15 protein-coding genes and 2 pseudogenes are annotated in these 17239 nt (G+C 56.6%); 8 read left to right on the forward strand and 9 right to left on the reverse strand.

Annotated features, from left to right (window positions below):
* Nucleotides 1-69 precede the first annotated feature (69 nt).
* Genes AAFN47_RS26350 through AAFN47_RS26365 form a run of 4 tightly spaced genes read left to right on the forward strand, consistent with a single transcriptional unit; the run spans nt 70 to nt 4793 of the window.
* Nucleotides 70-2061 carry a TRAP transporter permease gene (locus tag AAFN47_RS26350; RefSeq protein ID WP_499812209.1) on the forward strand — a complete coding sequence of 664 codons (1992 nt, stop codon included), beginning with the start codon at nt 70-72 and terminating at the stop codon, nt 2059-2061.
* The gene (locus AAFN47_RS26355) at nt 2049-2507 is read left to right on the forward strand and encodes a MaoC family dehydratase (protein ID WP_499812210.1); all 459 of its coding nucleotides are present in this window, start codon (nt 2049-2051) and stop codon (nt 2505-2507) included. The genes AAFN47_RS26350 and AAFN47_RS26355 overlap by 13 nt, the downstream gene beginning before the upstream one ends.
* A gap of 10 nt (nt 2508-2517) precedes the next feature.
* Nucleotides 2518-4047, forward strand: a complete 1530-nt coding sequence (locus tag AAFN47_RS26360; RefSeq protein ID WP_499812211.1) for a class I adenylate-forming enzyme family protein — start codon at nt 2518-2520, stop codon at nt 4045-4047.
* Nucleotides 4044-4793, forward strand: coding sequence for an SDR family NAD(P)-dependent oxidoreductase (locus AAFN47_RS26365; RefSeq protein ID WP_499812212.1), 750 nt, complete (start codon nt 4044-4046; stop codon nt 4791-4793). The genes AAFN47_RS26360 and AAFN47_RS26365 overlap by 4 nt, the downstream gene beginning before the upstream one ends.
* 8 nt (nt 4794-4801) lie before the next feature.
* Here the strand turns inward: AAFN47_RS26365 and AAFN47_RS26370 are convergent, their stop codons facing one another.
* The 3 genes and pseudogenes from AAFN47_RS26370 to AAFN47_RS26380 all read right to left on the reverse strand — a co-directional run bounded on the left by AAFN47_RS26370 (nt 4802) and on the right by AAFN47_RS26380 (nt 7544).
* Nucleotides 4802-5257 (reverse strand): MaoC family dehydratase, encoded by a 456-nt coding sequence (locus AAFN47_RS26370; RefSeq protein WP_499812213.1) that lies wholly within the window; start codon nt 5255-5257, stop codon nt 4802-4804.
* Nucleotides 5258-5367: 110 nt separating this feature from the next.
* A complete protein-coding gene (locus AAFN47_RS26375) occupies nt 5368-6501 on the reverse strand; it encodes a TAXI family TRAP transporter solute-binding subunit (RefSeq protein WP_499812214.1) in 1134 nt (377 codons plus the stop codon).
* Between the two features lie 326 nt (nt 6502-6827).
* Nucleotides 6828-7544, reverse strand: a pseudogene (locus tag AAFN47_RS26380) (IS6 family transposase).
* 44 nt (nt 7545-7588) lie between these two features.
* On the opposite strand from AAFN47_RS26380, the gene AAFN47_RS26385 reads away from it, so the two are divergent.
* Nucleotides 7589-7927, forward strand: coding sequence for an ATP-binding protein (locus AAFN47_RS26385; protein ID WP_499812215.1), 339 nt, complete (start codon nt 7589-7591; stop codon nt 7925-7927).
* 44 nt (nt 7928-7971) lie between these two features.
* Here AAFN47_RS26385 and AAFN47_RS26390 read toward each other — a convergent pair whose 3' ends face one another.
* Nucleotides 7972-9213 (reverse strand): class I SAM-dependent methyltransferase, encoded by a 1242-nt coding sequence (locus tag AAFN47_RS26390; protein WP_499812216.1) that lies wholly within the window; start codon nt 9211-9213, stop codon nt 7972-7974.
* Between the two features lie 191 nt (nt 9214-9404).
* Between AAFN47_RS26390 and AAFN47_RS26395 the strand changes: the two are divergent.
* The 3 genes and pseudogenes from AAFN47_RS26395 to AAFN47_RS26405 form a co-directional block, all read left to right on the forward strand.
* A pseudogene (locus tag AAFN47_RS26395) lies at nt 9405-9521 on the forward strand (class D beta-lactamase); the annotation flags it as partial.
* A 443-nt stretch (nt 9522-9964) separates the two neighbouring features.
* Nucleotides 9965-10141 carry a hypothetical protein gene (locus tag AAFN47_RS26400; RefSeq protein ID WP_499812217.1) on the forward strand — a complete coding sequence of 59 codons (177 nt, stop codon included), beginning with the start codon at nt 9965-9967 and terminating at the stop codon, nt 10139-10141.
* A gap of 482 nt (nt 10142-10623) precedes the next feature.
* On the forward strand, nt 10624-11883 hold the full coding sequence (locus AAFN47_RS26405) for a tyrosine-type recombinase/integrase (RefSeq protein ID WP_499812218.1): 1260 nt from the start codon (nt 10624-10626) through the stop codon (nt 11881-11883).
* A gap of 494 nt (nt 11884-12377) precedes the next feature.
* On the opposite strand, the gene AAFN47_RS26410 is transcribed toward AAFN47_RS26405, so the two are convergent.
* Genes AAFN47_RS26410 through AAFN47_RS26430 form a run of 5 tightly spaced genes read right to left on the reverse strand, consistent with a single transcriptional unit; the run spans nt 12378 to nt 17222 of the window.
* A complete protein-coding gene (locus AAFN47_RS26410) occupies nt 12378-13262 on the reverse strand; it encodes an alpha/beta fold hydrolase (protein ID WP_499812219.1) in 885 nt (294 codons plus the stop codon).
* Nucleotides 13180-13569: a carboxymuconolactone decarboxylase family protein gene (locus AAFN47_RS26415; protein ID WP_499812220.1), complete on the reverse strand. Its 390-nt coding sequence runs from the start codon at nt 13567-13569 to the stop codon at nt 13180-13182. Before AAFN47_RS26415 ends, AAFN47_RS26410 begins: the two co-directional genes overlap by 83 nt.
* On the reverse strand, nt 13562-14269 hold the full coding sequence (locus AAFN47_RS26420; protein WP_499812221.1) for a GntR family transcriptional regulator: 708 nt from the start codon (nt 14267-14269) through the stop codon (nt 13562-13564). The genes AAFN47_RS26415 and AAFN47_RS26420 overlap by 8 nt, the downstream gene beginning before the upstream one ends.
* A 32-nt stretch (nt 14270-14301) precedes the next feature.
* Entirely contained in the window at nt 14302-15168 is an 867-nt protein-coding gene (locus AAFN47_RS26425; protein ID WP_499812222.1) for an enoyl-CoA hydratase/isomerase family protein, read from the reverse strand.
* Nucleotides 15132-17222 (reverse strand): tripartite tricarboxylate transporter permease, encoded by a 2091-nt coding sequence (locus AAFN47_RS26430; protein WP_499812223.1) that lies wholly within the window; start codon nt 17220-17222, stop codon nt 15132-15134. The genes AAFN47_RS26425 and AAFN47_RS26430 overlap by 37 nt, the downstream gene beginning before the upstream one ends.
* Nucleotides 17223-17239: the final 17 nt, after the last annotated feature.

The following is a 17239-nucleotide window of genomic DNA, read 5'->3' on the forward strand; positions in this document are numbered from 1 at the left end:
ACGCCGCGGCTGTTCCGGTTTGCAAACCCGGTCGGGCATGGATCGATGCCGGGTGGGGAGGTATGACGCATGAGTGAACAAGAGGTCGATACGTTCGATCGCGAGACGCCCGGTCGGCCGTTGCCGTCATTTGCAAGATGGTACGTGCGAATTGCGACCATCGCCATTCTGCTGCTGGCGATCAATCAGGCGTTTAATACACGCTTCTTCGTCGACATCACGTTGATCACGCTGCAGTTCAACTACGTCATCATCGCGCTGGCGCTGTCATGCGGTTTTCTTCTGATGGCGCCGTCGAAGCATCAGTACGATCGTCCCCCGGGCGTTCTCGACTGGCTGCTGGTCGCCGTATTGATTGCGACCTGCGCCTTTTTCTTCGCCAATTCCTACAGCATCTCGCTGCTCGGCTGGGAGGTCTCACCCCCGTTCTGGGCGATCATAGCGTCTTTCGCGATGTGGGTACTGGTGCTGGAAGCCGGCCGAAGGGCAGGCGGTCTTCCGCTGGCGATCATCGTCTTCGTGATGTCCACTTATCCGCTCTACACGGAATATCTGCCTGCCGCGATTGCCGGCTTCGGTTCCTCGGCCGAGTATGTCGCAGCCTATCACGCCATGGGGTCGGAAAGCATTATCGGCATTCCGTTGAGAACGTTTGCGAGTCTCATAATCGGCTTCATCATCTTCGGCGCCGCCCTGCAGCGCACGGGCGCAGGCCAATTCTTCATGGACGTGAGTTTCGGACTGCTCGGCCACGTCCGGGGCGGGCCGGCCAAGGTATCGATCTTTTCCAGCGGCCTGATGGGCTCAATGAGCGGATCGGTCATCACCAATGTGCTCACGACGGGCGTGCTTACCATTCCCGCAATGCGCAGGGTTGGCATGTCGGGAACGTTCGCGGCGGGGGTTGAAACCTGCGCCTCGACCGGCGGGGTGCTTATGCCGCCCGTCATGGGCGCAACAGCGTTCGTCATGGCGAGTTTCATGGGCGTTCCCTACGCCGAAGTCGCGCTTGCCGCAGCCATTCCCTCGATCCTCTATTTCTTCGGGTTGTTCGCGCAGATCGACGCCCGCGCGGGCCGGGAAGGCCTCGAAGGCCTTCCGAGCGAGGAACTGCCGTCCGTCAGGCAGGCGCTGAAGGAAGGCTGGTACTATGTGTTCGCCTTCGCTCTTTTGATCTTCATGCTGCTGGTCATGCGCCGCGAGGCGCTGGCGCCGTATTTCGCCACCCCTCTTCTGATCCTGCTCAACCAGATATTCTCCAAGAAGCACCGCTGGAAATGGCGCGACGTTCTGCTGTTCATCGACACGCTGGGCAGCTTGTTCGCGAACCTGGTCGCAATCCTCGCCGCTGTCGGAATGATCATGGGCGCCCTCGCCATGACAGGCGTTGCGGCGACGCTCGTCAATGATCTCTTGAGAATCGCCGGCGGAGATCCGTTGCCGCTGCTCATCATGGGAGCGCTGACAGGACTGCTTCTCGGCGTCGGCATGACGTCGACCGCCGCCTACATATTCCTGGCGATCCTGCTGGCGCCTGCGCTGATCAAGGTCGGTCTCGAACCGATGGCAGTGCATCTCTTCATCTTCTACTGGGGCATGCTTTCCTTCATCACCCCGCCTGTCGCTCTCGGTGCGTTTGCCGCTGCTAGCATTGCGAAAACCAAACCGATGCGCACAGGCGTCGAGGCGATGAAGCTCGGCAGCGTCATCTATTTCATCCCGTTCTTCTTCGTTTTCGAGCCGGCGCTGGTCATGGCCGGCCCCTGGAACGAGGCAGTGGTCGCCTTCGTTCTGGCGGTGCTTGGCATCGGTCTCTACGCCGGCGCCATCCAGGGCTATATCCCCTTGGTCGGGCACCTGTTCCCGAACCAGTGGTACGGCCTGCCGCTGCGGCTCCTGGTGATATTCGCGGCCATTCTCATCGCCTTGCCATCCGACGCAGTTCCGCACTGGTCAGACCTCGAATTGCTCGGCGTTGCAGCCGTGATCGCCCTGCCGCTGCTGGCGTTCGCGGCGATCTCCAACAAGGGAAAACTGGGTGGAGCGGCATGGTCGAAGTAGAAACCGCGATGGACCTGAAGGCCCATCAAGGGCGGGAACTAGGCCATTCCGAATGGACGCCGATCGATCAATCCATGCTCGACCGGTTTGCTGAACTCACCGGCGACGACCACTGGATCCATGTCGATCCGGACCGGGCGACCAGCGAGATGCCCGGCGGCAAAACGATCGCTCACGGCCTCCTGGTCCTCGGTATGGGACCGGGACTGCAGAGGCAGATCTATACCGTCCGCAAACGTGGTCGCGGCCTGAATTACGGATACGACAAGCTGCGTTTCGTCTCGCCTGTACCGGTCAATGCGCGCGTCAGGCTGTCCCTGAAACTGTTGTCGGCAGAGCCCCATTCGCTCGGAACACGCATTACGACGCAACAGACTTTCGAGATCGAGAATAAGGAAAAGCCGGCGCTGGTGGCTGAACACATTCTGCTCATAACCAATCCGTGAGGGCGGCGGCATGAGGCCTCAAAACGAAACAATCCTGGGCGCGCTGTTCGATCGCGCCCGCTGTTCTGCCGACGACCCAGCTCTGACGGTTGGACAAGATACGCTGAGCTGGGGCCGGCTCGCGGACAGCATTGCCCGCTTTGCCAGCAGCGCGCGGGCGAACGGCGTCGCGCCTGGACAACGCATCGGCATTCTGTCCGGCAACTCCGTCGAGGCGGTCGTCGCCTATCTCGGGAGCATTGCAGCGAACTGTATCGCCGTGCCTCTGCCCGCGTCGTTGCTTCGCCGCGATCTTGCGGTCCTGATCGAGGACTGCTCGCCCGCCATGCTGGTTGCGAACGCGTCCGGAGAATCGGCGCTGGAAGGCCTTTACGACGCGCCGGTGATCTCTACCCAGAGCGAGCCTGCCGCCCCACACAGTTTCGAAGCCTTTCTGTCTGCAGGCGATCCGGGCGCACAACCGCTTACAATGGATCCGGAAAGCGGTTTCAACATCATATACAGCTCCGGAACGACAGGGCGGCCGAAGGGCATCGTCCACGACCACAGCATGCGCAACCGCCAGGCGGCGCGCCGGGTGTTCGACATCGGGCCAGACAGCGTTATGCTGTTGTCCACGCCAATCTATTCCAACACCACGCTCATGCCGCTTCTGGCAGGCCTCAGCCACGGCGCCCATGTCGTCGTTATGCAGAAGTTCGATGTCGAGGGATATCTCGACCTCGCCGAACGCTCGAAGGCCACACACACCATGCTGGTGCCGGTGCAGTATCAGCGGATTCTGGCTTCGCCCGGTTTCGACGATCGTGACCTGTCGTCCTTCAAGGTCAAGCAGAGCACCAGCGCGCCGATGCCCATTGCAGTCAAACAGGACATTATGGAACGATGGCCCGGACGCTTCGTGGAGGTCTATGGCCTGACAGAAGGCGGCGTGACACTCATGCTCGACGCCACTCGCTACCCCGAAAAGTTGCAGACCGTTGGCCGGCCGGCGCCTGACAACGACATTCGCGTCATCGGTGAAAATGGCGAGCTTTTGCCGGCCGGACAGATCGGCGAGTTGATCGGCCGATCGCCTTTCATGATGAGCGGGTACTGGAACCGGCCCGATGCGACGGCCGCCCTTCAATGGCGTGCGCCGGACGGCGAAATCTATTTCCGGTCCGGTGATCTCGGATCGTTCGACGAAGAAGGTTTTGTGACATTGCAGGGCCGCAAGAAGGACATGATCATTTCCGGCGGCTTCAACATCTATCCCGGCGATCTGGAAAGCGTATTGCTCCTGCATCCCGACGTCGCGGAAGCGGCGATTGTCGGAGCCGCCAGCGACCGGTGGGGCGAAACGCCATTTGGCTTCGTCGTGCCTCGAACAGACAGCCGGATCGACGCTGACGCTCTGCGGGAATGGGCGAATGAGAGACTCGGCCGCATGCAGAAGATTGCTGGCATCGCGTTGCGGAAAGAACTACCACGATCGTCGATCGGCAAGATATTGAAACAGGAGCTGGCGCGTGATCCCGCGCTCAGACAGGTGCAATGAGTTATTCGCTTGAGGGCAAACGCGTTGTCGTAACAGGCGGCGCAAGCGGCATTGGCGCGGCGACGGCGCAGCTCTTTGCAGCGCATGGCGCGCGGATTGCGCTTGGATATCACTCGGACGCCGGCAAGGCGGAAGCGATGGCCGCGAGCCTGGCCGGAAACGGCCATTTCGCCATCCGCATGAAGATCGACGACGCCGGAAGCCTTGCGGAGGCAGCCAAAGCGATAGGTTCAAAGTTCGGAGAGGTCGATGTGCTCATCAATTCGGCCGGCCGGACGGTTCCTGTTCCCGCCGCGAATCTCGACGATCTGACGGACGAACTTTTTGACGAGATCACGCGGGTCAATCTGCGTGGGCCTTTTGCGGTCATCCGGACACTCGCGCCACTGTTGAAGGCCGCGCCGCAAGCGGCGGTGATCAATATCGGTTCCGTAGCGGCGACGACCGGGACCGGCAGCAACCTCGCCTACTGCGCATCCAAGGCCGGCGTTCACACACTGACCATTGCTCTAGCGAAGGTCATGGGGCCGTCGGTCCGCGTCATGACTGTTTCGCCCGGCGCCGTCGACACCGAATTCGTAAAGGGTCGTGCACCAGGCGCGCTGGAAAAGATCGCAGCCAATACGCCACTCAAGAAAGTCACCGACGTTGGCGCCGTCGCTGACGCCGTCTATTCCTGCGTCGTTCATCTGACCAGTTCAACCGGCGTCGAGATCATTGTCGACGAGGGTCGACACCTACCGTGAGAGACAGGTTAATCGGTCTTGCGGGTCGGAACCTGACCTGACGAAATCAAGGAGAGAACGACCTCGTCGTTCTGGTTCCTGACCTCCACCCTGGTCCTAATGACTCCGCGGTCGGGCCTGGATTTGGAGCGCCGCGTTTCGACGACTTCACGAGTCACCTGAAGCACATCGCCAGGCTTGACCACCTGTCGCCATCGCAGTTCGTCCACGCCAAGGCCGACCATCGGGGTATCGCCGTAGCCTCCATCCTCGATGAAGAGACGCAGGGAGAGCGCCGCGATCTGCCAGCCGCTGGCAATCACGGTTCCGAAGCGACCCTTTGCGGCTGCGGCGGGATCCGTATGGATTGGCTGAGGATCGTTGACTTTCGCAAATGCGATGATGTCTTCTTCCGTGATGGCCTCCGTGCGGCTCGTCCAGGTTTCACCAACCTCGAAATCCTCGAAGAGGCGTGTCTGCGCCATTCATGTCTCCCTGTTGTTTGCCGCTTTGGCTGAATAATTATGGCGGGGAAAGACCCCGCCATAATCGCATTTTTCATGATTGGTCGGGCAGCAGCGCTGCCAGATATGCGTCAGTTGTAGGTCGGCAGGCCCGCGTCTTCGAGTGTCTTGGTCCTTGTTTCGGACCATTTCTCGCTGCGTTCGCCCTCGGGAAGGCCTTCCCAGGCGCTCTGCAGAATGTCCTGGCGCTTGATCAGAGCTTCGTTGTGCTCCGTGTCGGCGTCGGTCCACAGTCCCTTTTCTTTCCAGTAGCGAACGGCGCCGGCATGATAGGGGGCATTCCACTGGAAGTTCTGACGGTCGGCTGCCCAGCCGACAAGGCTCGGCTCGGCGGTTACGAATTCATCGTACTGCAAGTCAATCGCCTTTGTGAGATTGTAGATCATGTCCTCGTCCTGATCCGGATAGGCGAGCAGAACCGGGAACGGGAAACCGGCGCATTCAACCGACTTGTCCTTCGACATGTTCGCTCCGGCGGTGCCGACGCGCGGTGCGAATTGCGGCTTGATCATGCGCAGCTTTTCCCAGCCTTCCTTGTCGGAAGCAGGCAACGCCAACCAGTTGAGACCGGACGGCGAAGCTGCAGCCTGGGTCGCGAAGGACACGGTCGTCAATGTCGTGATCGCGTCGACCTGGCCATTGAGAAACGCCTCCCAGGAACCGGCGAAACTCGGAACGTCGACCTTTTCGACGTCGTCCCATGTCAGGCCGTAGAATGCGAGGAAGGCTGCGACGTTTGCCTGCAGCGCCGGAGATCCGACCACCCACCCGAGGCGCTTGCCGCGCAGATCGTCGGGACCGTTGACCGTCAGATCGCCCTGCAGGGCGAGCGTGAAGCAGTTGTCGGAGTTTGCGCCGTAGAGCATCTGAAGTTGCTGCGGACCCAGTTGCGGGTCGGCGAAGGCGACTGTCCCTTCAACGGCGTTGAAGGATTCCGAACCGAGGAGCGCAAAATCGACCCGCCCCTGCTTGACCGGAAGAACGCGCGCAACATCGCTCGTCGCCGGAAGCACACGCAGGTTGGTCGAATAGGCGTCGCTCAATGCGGCGCCGATCGCGACGGCCTGGACATAGCCCGACGATCCAACGTCATAGGATGTCCAGGACACCGTGGACGGCAGTTCAATTTCCTGGGCCACCGCATCCGCGAAAGCCGATCCGGCAAAAAGCATTGCGCCTGCCAGTAATGCATGAACAGTCTTCATACTAATCCTCCCTTTAATACGTGCAGCGTAAGTAACCGCATTATTCAGAAGCGGATCGTAGAGTGATTGGACAGGAGGTGTAATCCCTGATTGGCCGGCGTTCCGCATCACGAAACGCTCTGCGCCAGACGGCTAAACGGCGAGAACATTTCGGCCTTCCAACAGCCTGTTCACGATTTCTTCTTTCCCCGGCCGGAAGCGATCGAAGCCGAAGGTCTCTTGAAGAACTCTTGCTGCTGTATTCTGATAATTGAACATTTGAAAATCAGAAGACGGCACTGTAAACTTAACGAATACCGGTCAAGAATTTCGCCCTCCGCTTTCGGTTATGCGGTTTGCAGGCGAGCGACCTCACTCCACATTTGTATGGCTGCGATTCTCAGTTCACGGTGATGATGGGACGGGATATCGTGGCGTGGAATGTGGAAGAGATTTGCGACCGGGTCATTGATGGAGACGAATCGCTGGAGATGTCGAGCTGACTTGAAGCCCTTCATGATGCGCTCTCGCCGTCGTGTAGGCTGATGTGAATTCTCCGCCCGGTTGTTGAGGCCTTTGTGTGAACGATGCTCGACGCCGGGCATGATCTCTCGCTTGGCAGCGCCGTAGGATCGCAGTTTGTCGGTGATCATCACACGGGGTGCTTGACCCTGTTCTTTCAGAAGTTTTCGCATCAGACGTTTGGCGGTTTTGGTATTACGGTGGCTCTGCACCAGCACATCGAGAACGAAGTCATCCTGGTCGATGGCCCGCCAAAGCCAGTGCTTCTTGCCGCCGATCGAGATGACGACTTCATCGAGATGCCATTTGTCGCCAAGCTTTCCGGCTGACCGGCGCCGGATTTCATTGGCAAAATGGCGACCAAATTTCTCGACCCAAAGGCGGACTGTCTGGTGCGAGACAATGATCCCACGCGCCGCCAGTAAGTCTTCGACTATCCGCAGAGTGAGCGGAAAACGAAGATAGAGTCAGACGGCCTGGGCAATCACTTCAGCCGGGAACCGGTGGCGGCGATAAAGGGGATTACGAGGGGTTTGGGTCATACCGTAAAATCGCACAGGCTAATCGCCGCCCGGTTAACGTTACGATGCCCGTCAATGTGCTGGAACAGGAAAAAGCCCAGGGCAAGGCGGGACAGATCGCCAAACGACTTGTCCATTCCGATCTCGTCATCCTCGACGAGCTGGGCTTCGCGCCGCTCTCCAAGACCGGTGCGGAATTGCTGTTCGAGTTAATCTCGCAACGCTATGAACGGGGCGCCACACTGATCACCAGCAACCTACCGTTTGAGGAATGGACCGAAACGCTCGGATCTGAGCGTCTGACCGGCGCGCTGCTGGATCGCGTCACCCACCACGTCAGCATGCTTGAGATGAATGGCGACAGCTATCGTCTCGCCCAAAGCCGTGACCGAAAGGCCGGCTGAAGCCCTCTCGGAAAATGCATGGGCTTTCAGATGACCGAACAAACCTATAGCGCCGGTAGCTTCTCCGCTTCCATCTGCTCATATTGCCGCTGTACGTCGACCGCATAATCGCGCGTCAACGGAGCCGCATCGCGTGTGCGGGACAATTGCATGTGAAAGACGAGTTGCGACCCGGTGCGGAACATGGCCTCGGCGGAGATGAGATAAAACTCCCACATGCGTGCAAAGCGTTTGTCGTACATTTCCTCCACTTCTGCGCGGTTTTCCTGAAACCTTCGCTCCCAGTGCGCCAGGGTATTGGCATAGTGAACACGCAGGAATTCCAGATCGAGACACCAAAGAGAATTGCGCTCCACGCTTTCAAAAACTTCCGACAGGGCCGGCGAATACGCGCCTGGAAAAATATACTTGCGCAAGAACTTGCTGGCCATGCCCGGCGGGCTCATGTGGCCAATGGAGTGAATGAGCGCCAGACCATCATCCGGCATCAGGTCGTTCAACTTTTCAAAGAACTCGTCATAGTGACTGACGCCCACATGCTCGAACATCCCCACCGAGACAACGCGGTCGAATTTCTCCGTCACCTCGCGATAGTCCTGCAAGCGGAACTCGACGCGGTCTGACAGCCCCATTTCCCTGGCCCGCTCGGTTGCCAGTTTCTGTTGCTCGGTCGAAAGCGTGACCCCGACAACGTTCACGTCTTCCATCGATGCCAGATAAAGCGCCATGTCGCCCCAGCCGCAGCCGATATCGAGCACCTTTTGACCCGGCATCAGATTCAGCTTGGCAGCGATCAAGCGCAATTTGTTGCGTTGCGCCTGCTCCAGCGAATCATTGTCGGAGATGAAATAGCCGCAAGAATAAAGCATGTTCTTGTCGAGGAAGAGTTTGTAGAAATCGTTGCCGAGATCGTAGTGATGGGCGACGTTTTGCTGCGCTTGGCCAACCTTGTTCGATTGCTGCCTGCGTCGTGTCAGCATGGTGATCTTGCGGATGACCTTTTGCAAAGGATAGGCGGCGAGCGACAGGCGGTTGATCGAAAACAGATGAAGAAAATCGCGCAGGCTCGACCCTTCTTCAAACGTCATGGTGCCGTCCATATAGGCCTCAGCCGCCGCAATTTCGGACTTGAACACCAGGTCGCGGTATAGCTTTTTGTCGGTCAGCCGCATGACGACCTTCGGCCCCGGCCTGCCTTCAAAGACATGCCGCTTGCCATCGGCATCAATGACCTCCAGCCGTCCGGTCTGGATGAAGGTTTTCATCATGTGTGAGAGTGGAAACATTTACCGTTGCTTTCGCTCGATCAACTCGCGAGTGATCTTGATGGTATATAACAAAAAAAGCTGCGAGCAACGGTAGGCTCACCCCCATGCCGGAAATTTCCGTAGACGGAGGTTCGTCGACTTCAGGACAAAGGCAGGCGATGACCAAGGGCACAATAAGCGGCGTTGCATTCCTGTAGTGAGCATTGCTGATGCCCGTATCCAGCGATGCGAAAACGGTATGCACAAACATCGCGGATGCAGATGAAGGTAAAATATTGTTGGATGAGGGTGATTGCAGGACACGAGTAACCCCTGCATCGACTTTCAACTAAGCAATATTCCAACTGGGTCTGCATTGGATAGAACGCAAATCGAGCATACTGCAAGGTAGCGATCGATGCGGCCGAGAACGCAATTCATCCGCTCACATCATCCAGACCGCGAAACCGCTCCTCGTCCTGCCTATTCCCGGAAACAGGGACATGGCACTTGATGGAGGCGCGGCGCCCCGACAAGAGATCTAGGGCGAGTCGGTCTTTATAATTCCGTTTCCGAGCCGCCAACTACACGGTAAGGTTAGGCACGTTGTGGAAGTCATCATATCGAAGAAATCGCCAGTAGCCGCCAACTCATATTGGCAAAACTCTGTGCTAAAGCACTTCACCGCGCGATTGGAATCGTTCGGATTGATGAGGAAGTCAGAGGCTTCCTTGATGCCAAATGTCAGGAGCTTTCCCGGAAGGATGGTTCAAGTCCGTCAGGCAGCAGAATGGGCCGTACGATGCGGCGTGAAGGTGTTGCTTTGCGCGATGAGTACATCGAAAAGGACGAGGCCCTCGGCCTGTTCGTGTTAATGCTGCAGATTTTCTCGGAAGCAACCTACCAGGGAAGGGACTTCAACAAGCTGGTGGTTTTCGATGAAGCCCACAAGTACATAGCGCGGTGAAAATCAAGTGCCGTCCTCGCATCACGCAGCATGGTGTCAGCACCAAGACAGCTATCGGACGAAAGTGATATCATTTTTTCCCAGTCTGCAGATTTCTGATTTAGGTCGCGAACGGGAAATCGCCACTCCGATCCAAGTAATTTTTAATCAAAGCAATATTTTAGCGAAGCCAATAACATAACAGCTATTCACCAAACCCACGCTCTCAACAGGTCCGGAGAATGCCGGCCCTCAGAGAACACTTCCGGGCCTTCTAACGCGGAGGTCAGTGAACATCTATCCGTCATATCACGCCCAAAATAACGGGAGAATCCGGCCTCAGCCGGATCGAGAGACATATATTGCGAGAGTAGATGGCGGAGAGAGAGTCTGCCATAAATCGGCAGCATCCAGTCTCACTGAGGCTCACGGCTCTATAAATCACCACGTTTTTTCAATATATTGATTGTTACCTAACTCCTTTTTGGTATCATTCAATCTCAATGTATCTCAATGTTTTTGATGGGCTGAATGTGGGTCCAGATCAGATGGCCAGATTAAACGACGCCAGAGCAAGGAACATAAAGGCTGGGGACAAAGCCATTGCGGATGGCACGGTTCGGGGCCTGTATCTCTTTCCTTCGAGTTCCAGGGGATATGGCAAATGGATCCTCCGGTTCGTTTCGCCTCTTACGGGCAAGCGCCGCGATATGGGTCTGGGCGCCTATCCCGAAGTGGGAATCGCGCAGGCACGAAGAGCGGCGTTCGACGCCAGGGAACTGCTCAGCCGAAAGGTCGATCCGATCGAGGAACGGCGACTTGCGGACGAATCCCTTCGTTTGACACAGACAATGCCAACCTTCGAAACCGCAGCACGCGCAGTCCACACGCAGATCAGGGACGGGTTTCGCAACAGGAAGCATTCCGACCAATGGTTAACCACACTCGAGACTTATGTCTTTCCCTTTATTGGAAACAAGCCTGTCAATGAATTGAAAGCCAACGATTTCGCTGATGCGCTTCGTCCGATCTGGCTGTCGAAACCGGAAACAGCATCGAGAGTTCGTCAGCGCTGCGACACGGTCATGAAATGGTGCGCGGCTCAGGACTTCATTATCGCAAGTCCTGTCTCCATCGTCACGCAGCTCCTCCCGCGTCAGCCCGGCAAAACGTCCCGTGTGGTCCATCATCCTGCTGTGCTATGGCGCGATGTTCCCGTGCTCCTCCGCAATCGCATTCGAAGTGGAAGTTCATCTGTTGGAAAAGCAATGCTCGAGCTTCTGATTTTGACTGCTGCACGGTCGGGTGAGATCAGAGGGATGGCATGGACGGAGGTCAATCTGGAATCGGCGATCTGGACCATTCCGGCAATCCGGATGAAAACCAGAGTGGAACACCGTGTTCCATTGACGCCGCGATGCAACGAGATCATCTCGAAACAAATGTCCAATCAAATTGATGGTGTTTTGGTCTTTCCATCGCGTAACGGAACGATGATTAGTGATATGACGCTGACAAAGCTGCTCCGAGACTGGAATGTTGAAAGTGACGTCTCCGGCCGCATAGCGACCGCGCACGGTTTTCGGTCGTCCTTCCGGGATTGGGCGTCGGAAAACGGTTATCGACGAGAACTAGCCGAGCGGGCTCTTTCACATACCATTCCCAATGCCACCGAAGCAGCATACCACCGCAGCGACCTGCTGGATCAACGCCGGGATATGATGATGGCCTGGGAAGCGTATGTATTGTCTTCGTTGAAGTGAATATAAATGCCAATCTGTTCTGGCGAACGCATCTGCCATAGCCGGTAGGTTCAAATCCCGGGCAGTAATTGCCTTTTCACCAACAATTGCCTGGAAATCATTCCCTTTTTCAGTGATCCAAAACTAGACGGTGTGCTTGCACTAGCGAAGCTATAACCTGATCGCGACGATTCGGCATTCAGCAAGGAATGATACGGATATTTTGGCGTAGCGTGTAGCGACGGCGCGCCATCGTGTCAGCTTGAGGAAGACATTTTCGATAAGATGGCAGATTTTATGGAGCTCTCTATCGAAGTCTCTGTGGGTCGTAGGAATGTTTCCAGGTGAGATAACCGGATCAATTCCCCGACTGTCGAAATGTTCCAGCAGGCGTTGCTACACTTGCCAGATGCAGAGTATCAATTGCAATCGCAAACAAGCTCATTGTTCACGGTAATCAAACTACACAAGGATTATAAATGTGATTGTAATCAAACAAATAAGCAGGCGGATTACTATGTATTTGAGCGTGCCTCGTCGACGCGCTGCAGAAACGATTGGATTGCGGAAATGTAAGGCTGCGGCGTCTCGAAGCATCCCATATGTGACGCGTCCGGCATGATCACCAATTCCGAATTTGGCATGGCGTGCGCAATTGTCTGCGACAGTGCTGGAGGTGTAGCGACGTCGTTTTCGCCGGACAACACCAATGCGGGAATGTCCAAACTCGCCAGTCCGGATGTTGTATTGAGAAGGGAGATCGTCTTCCAGCATCGGTCCCAGACCGCCGGATTGCTAGCCAGCAGCAGATCCTTGCAACTGAGTGCGGTCATGCCATCCACGGCCGATACGGTAAACCAGCGCTCCAGTGTTTCGGGCACAATCGCGCCCATGCCATCGCGCAAGGCTGCCGCGCCGCGCGCTGCGATTGCGCTTCGCAAATTGTCTGGAAACTGCGAAGCGGTACAGCAAAGGACTAGCGAGCGGATTCGTTGCGGTCTTGCGATCGCGATGTATTGGGCGATCATACCGCCGAATGAGGCTCCAATGACATGGGTGGGTAATGCGAGACCCGACAGGCATCGATCGATGCTTGCCACCAGATCGGCAAAATCCCACCCAGAGTCAGGCGCGCGCGACCGGCCGTGGCCCGGTAGGTCGATGCTTACAACTTGATGGTTCTGCGAAAGCGCGTCTACATAGGGCCGCCAGATTGAATGATCCAACCCAATGGGGTGCAACAACAGGATCGGAGTGCCCGTCCCGCTCGATTCAAAATAGAGCGCTTCGGTGCGATCGGAGACGACATCCATCTGTTTAGCTCTCGGCTTCGGAGTTGTACTCTTCGATGGACTCGCGCGCGACGCGGAAACTGTCGAGACTTGCGGGAATGCCTGCATATACAGCGACCTGCAGCAATATCTCGCGAATCTCTTCCTTAGTGAGACCGTTATTAAGCGCCCCGCGGACATGTAAGCGCAGTTCAGCCGGGCGATTGAGAACTGAAATCATCGCAATATTGATGATGGACCGTGTCTTGAGGTCCAATCCGGGTCTTCCCCAGACCTCACCCCAGCAAAATTTTGTCACAAGGCTTTGTAGCGGAAGGGTGAAATCATCCGCGTCCTGCAGCGACTTTTCTACATACTTGTTGCCCAGAACCTTTTTACGAACTTCAAGGCCTTTGTCGAAGAGCGGATCATTCATTTTCGTTGCTCATTTTCGTAATCTTCAGTTTCTTGCCAAGCGCGATTTCCGCGGCGTTGCTAACATGCAGCAATGCCATCTTACGGGCCTCAGCCACGTTGCCGCTGGCGATGGCATCCACCAGTGCGTTGACTTCTTCGATGCTGCGAGGCCGGCGGTTCGCCGTAGAAAGCGACGAACTGCGCAATTGAGAAATGCGGGAATTGAGGCGCTGTAGAATGTCGAGAACAATCGCGTTGCCGGCACCGGTGCATAGCCCTTCATAGAACTTACGCTTGGTGTCAAGAATCTCTCCCATGTCCCCTTCCAGATAGGCGGCGGCCAGATCGTTGACCAGTTCGCGAAGTTTGGACAGGGCCGCCGGGTCTGGATTTGTAGCAAACTGTTCGGCGACGAGAGCCTCCAGAACAGCGCGAACCTTGTAAATATTCTCGGCTTCCGGGGCGGTTATTTTGGTCACCACCAAGCCACGCTTGCCCTGACGGCCGATAAGTCCTTCCGCTTCTAGCTCACGTAGCGATTCGCGCAGCGACGTGCGGCTGACGTTCAGCTGCTCACATAGGTCTCGCTCGATCAGGCGCGAACCGTGTGGCAAGGTGCCATTCTCAATGGCCCGTCGAATTGAAGAAATGATTAGTCGCCGCAGAGGAGCCGTTTCTTGGCGCACCGGTGAAAGGATGTTTGGGTCTGCGTCTGGCATTACCTTGTTATCCTCTTTGTGTTTGTGGCTACTCATCTGCCGTCATCGGAAGAAAGAACGACAGAGAGCATGTTGTCCGCAAGCAATGAGTAGGCTCGTGGGTCCATATAGGGCGCCGTGCGCATGTAGGACTTTATCGTTACCAAGGAAGCGCGTCTGCGGTCGGTGATGCGGGCAATGAGATCGGCAGCGGCTGTCTCAAGAGTATCGGGTTCAGCGAGTTCGCCGACGATGCCGCTGGCCAGAGCTTCCTGAGCCGAAACCCGGCAGCGCGAATACACAAGCCGCGCAATCTGCTTTGGAGGAAGCCTATGGAGCACGGACGAAATGGCCAGAGTCGGTGGCAGGTTGTTGTCCATTTCTGGCATGGAGAACACGGCCTGCGTGCTGGCGATGGCCAGGTCACATTGGCTAACCATTGCGCAACCGAATCCCCTGGCTTCACCCTGTACTATCGCCATCACCGGTATCTCCGCCTCTCGGATATCGGCATACAATTTGAGAATCGGGCGGGTGACGCGGTTGGATATTTCCATGGCGGAAGGCGCGGTTTTCGACTGCTTGCCCGGTATACGACCCAAGCAAAACGCCTCGCCACGCGCACGAACGACAACAAGAAGCATTTTCGGATCGCATGCCGCTGATGCAATCGCCGTGCCGAGCTGCGAAATATTCTCGGCGGTCAGGCGATTGCCATCATCGGGGCGTGCAAGCGTTATGGTCGCTATATGGTTCTGTCCGTCGATATCAGTAGTGAAAGCGTTATCCAATACGATCTCCCAGTTTCCGCTAAGGCGCCGGCAGAGCGGGCCATACTGTGTCAAGTTTGTCATACGATCATTCCGTATGTCAAATTGACTTGCTATAGTATATCCAGCAACGGATAGTTGTGAAGCCAAGGTAATATCGTGCCCAATACCGAATCCGGCCAGTCCAGTTTGAGTACATGGTGAAACAGAAAATAGGAAAGCAGCCACAGCGGAACTGCTACGAGAAGCGACAGTTTCCACCCTTCCTTGGCGGCGAAGCGGATATAGGCGACGACGAAGACAAACATTGCTGGAAGCAGGCCGATCAACCAGACACATGTCAGATAAAACAAGCACCAACCAAGAAAAATTCCTGCGCGCGCAAAGATAGCAGACGGCGACAACTCACCAAAATCGGTAACAAGATCGTAATAGGCACCGCTGGACGCGCTCCTGCCCGATGCCGCGACATCTGCCGTGTGCGCGGCAGGCTCGATTGGGGAGAATAGCATTCTTGCGATCGCGATAGTGACAAAGAACGCGCCGAGCCATCCGGCGAATTGCGGCATTAGCTTAGCGCTGGTTTCCCATTGGGCTGCGTATGCGGCGGCCACCACGAACAGCGCCAAGAACACGCAAGCCACAAACAATTCGACACCCTTGGTTCGCCAGTCGAAGCTGTAAGCCCACTTTTGGCGCTCCTGACCAGGTGATCGCATCCCGGCGATCAGGGAACGAACCGCCGGACGGAGGATGCCGTACACGGTGATAATCAGGATCAGGATGACGATCGGTCGCCACAACCAGGACATGCCATAGACATTATATGAAATGTAAAGGTATCGCTCGACGATCGCTCCCAAAATGAAACCAAGTAGCAGTGGGGGGCGCGGCCAGCGAAGGCGTTTCATTAGCCAGCCGAGAACTCCAAACGTCAGCAGTGTAAACAGATCACCCCAGACTTGGTTTTCCTGATAGGCTCCGACGAAAACTACCGCCAGAACAACCGGGCAAAGCAGCCCGATCGGGACTAGTGCGAGACGCGCCAATTGGCCGGCGAACAGAAAGCAGATGCTACCGCCAATCAAGTTTGCGATTGCGATGCTCCATACTAGTGTATAGGTCAGATCCAACCGCGTCGAGAGCATCTGCGGTCCCGGTGCGATACCATGCATTAGCAGGGCGCCGAGAACCAGCGCCATCGACGCCGTGCCCGGAACACCAAAGGCGATTGTAGGTATCAATGCACCGCCTTCCTTGGCGTTGTTCGAAGCTTCCGAGGCGATCACACCTCGCACGTCGCCTTTACCGAATGTTTCGGAGGCCCCTTTTTCGCTGCGCACAGCGTGGCCATATGCAATCCAGTCGATCACAGTCGCGCCGATGCCGGGAAGCGCACCTAGCATCGAGCCAATCGAGGAACATCGCACGACCAAAAACATGTGGCGGAAGGTGTCACGAACGCCTTGGAACTGGTTGCTTTTCTTCGACGGTCCTAGACCGTTACTTTGTATCGATTTACGCTGTATTACGAGATCGGCAATTTCGGGCAGGGCAAACAGGCCCAGAGCTACCGGAACGATCGCCAGCCCCTCGTACAGATACATGTTGCCGAACCACCAACGTAGCGTACCAGATTGCCCATGATAGCCGACCGAGGACAAGAGAATACCGATGCACACAGCGCCCAGACCTTTTGCCGGCGCGCTACCACTCAAAACAGCAACGAGCGACAGGCCGAAAATGGAGAAAGCCAGCATTTCGGCGGCAGTGATCGATAGGATGAGGGGACGGAGCACAGGTATGCTGATTGCAAGAAGAACTGCACCAAACAACCCGCCGCATATCGATGCGCAAAATGCCGCTCCTAGCGCTCTGCCGCTTTCACCCTTGCGGGCCATGGGATAGCCGTCCATCACGGTTGCTGCGGACGCAACCGTTCCCGGGACACCAAAAAGGACGGCAGGTATAGAGTCCGAGGTTACAGCGACCGCGGACAATCCCATCATCATCGCAAGGGCGGCCTCCGGCTGCATGTGAAAGGTGAACGGCAGCAGCAGGGATAGGCCGACTAACCCACCTATTCCCGGCACGACACCGATGATAAGACCCAGAAATACACCCGCAATCAGAAACAGAAATGTTTCGATCTGCAAAATGTTGGACAAGGCTTGTACAGCCATATCCAGCATGTCTCCACCCATGAAATCACCGTCTTTGG

This window comes from Hoeflea sp. CAU 1731, from assembly GCF_039888615.1.
Taxonomy (GTDB): Bacteria; Pseudomonadota; Alphaproteobacteria; order Rhizobiales; family Rhizobiaceae; genus Flavimaribacter.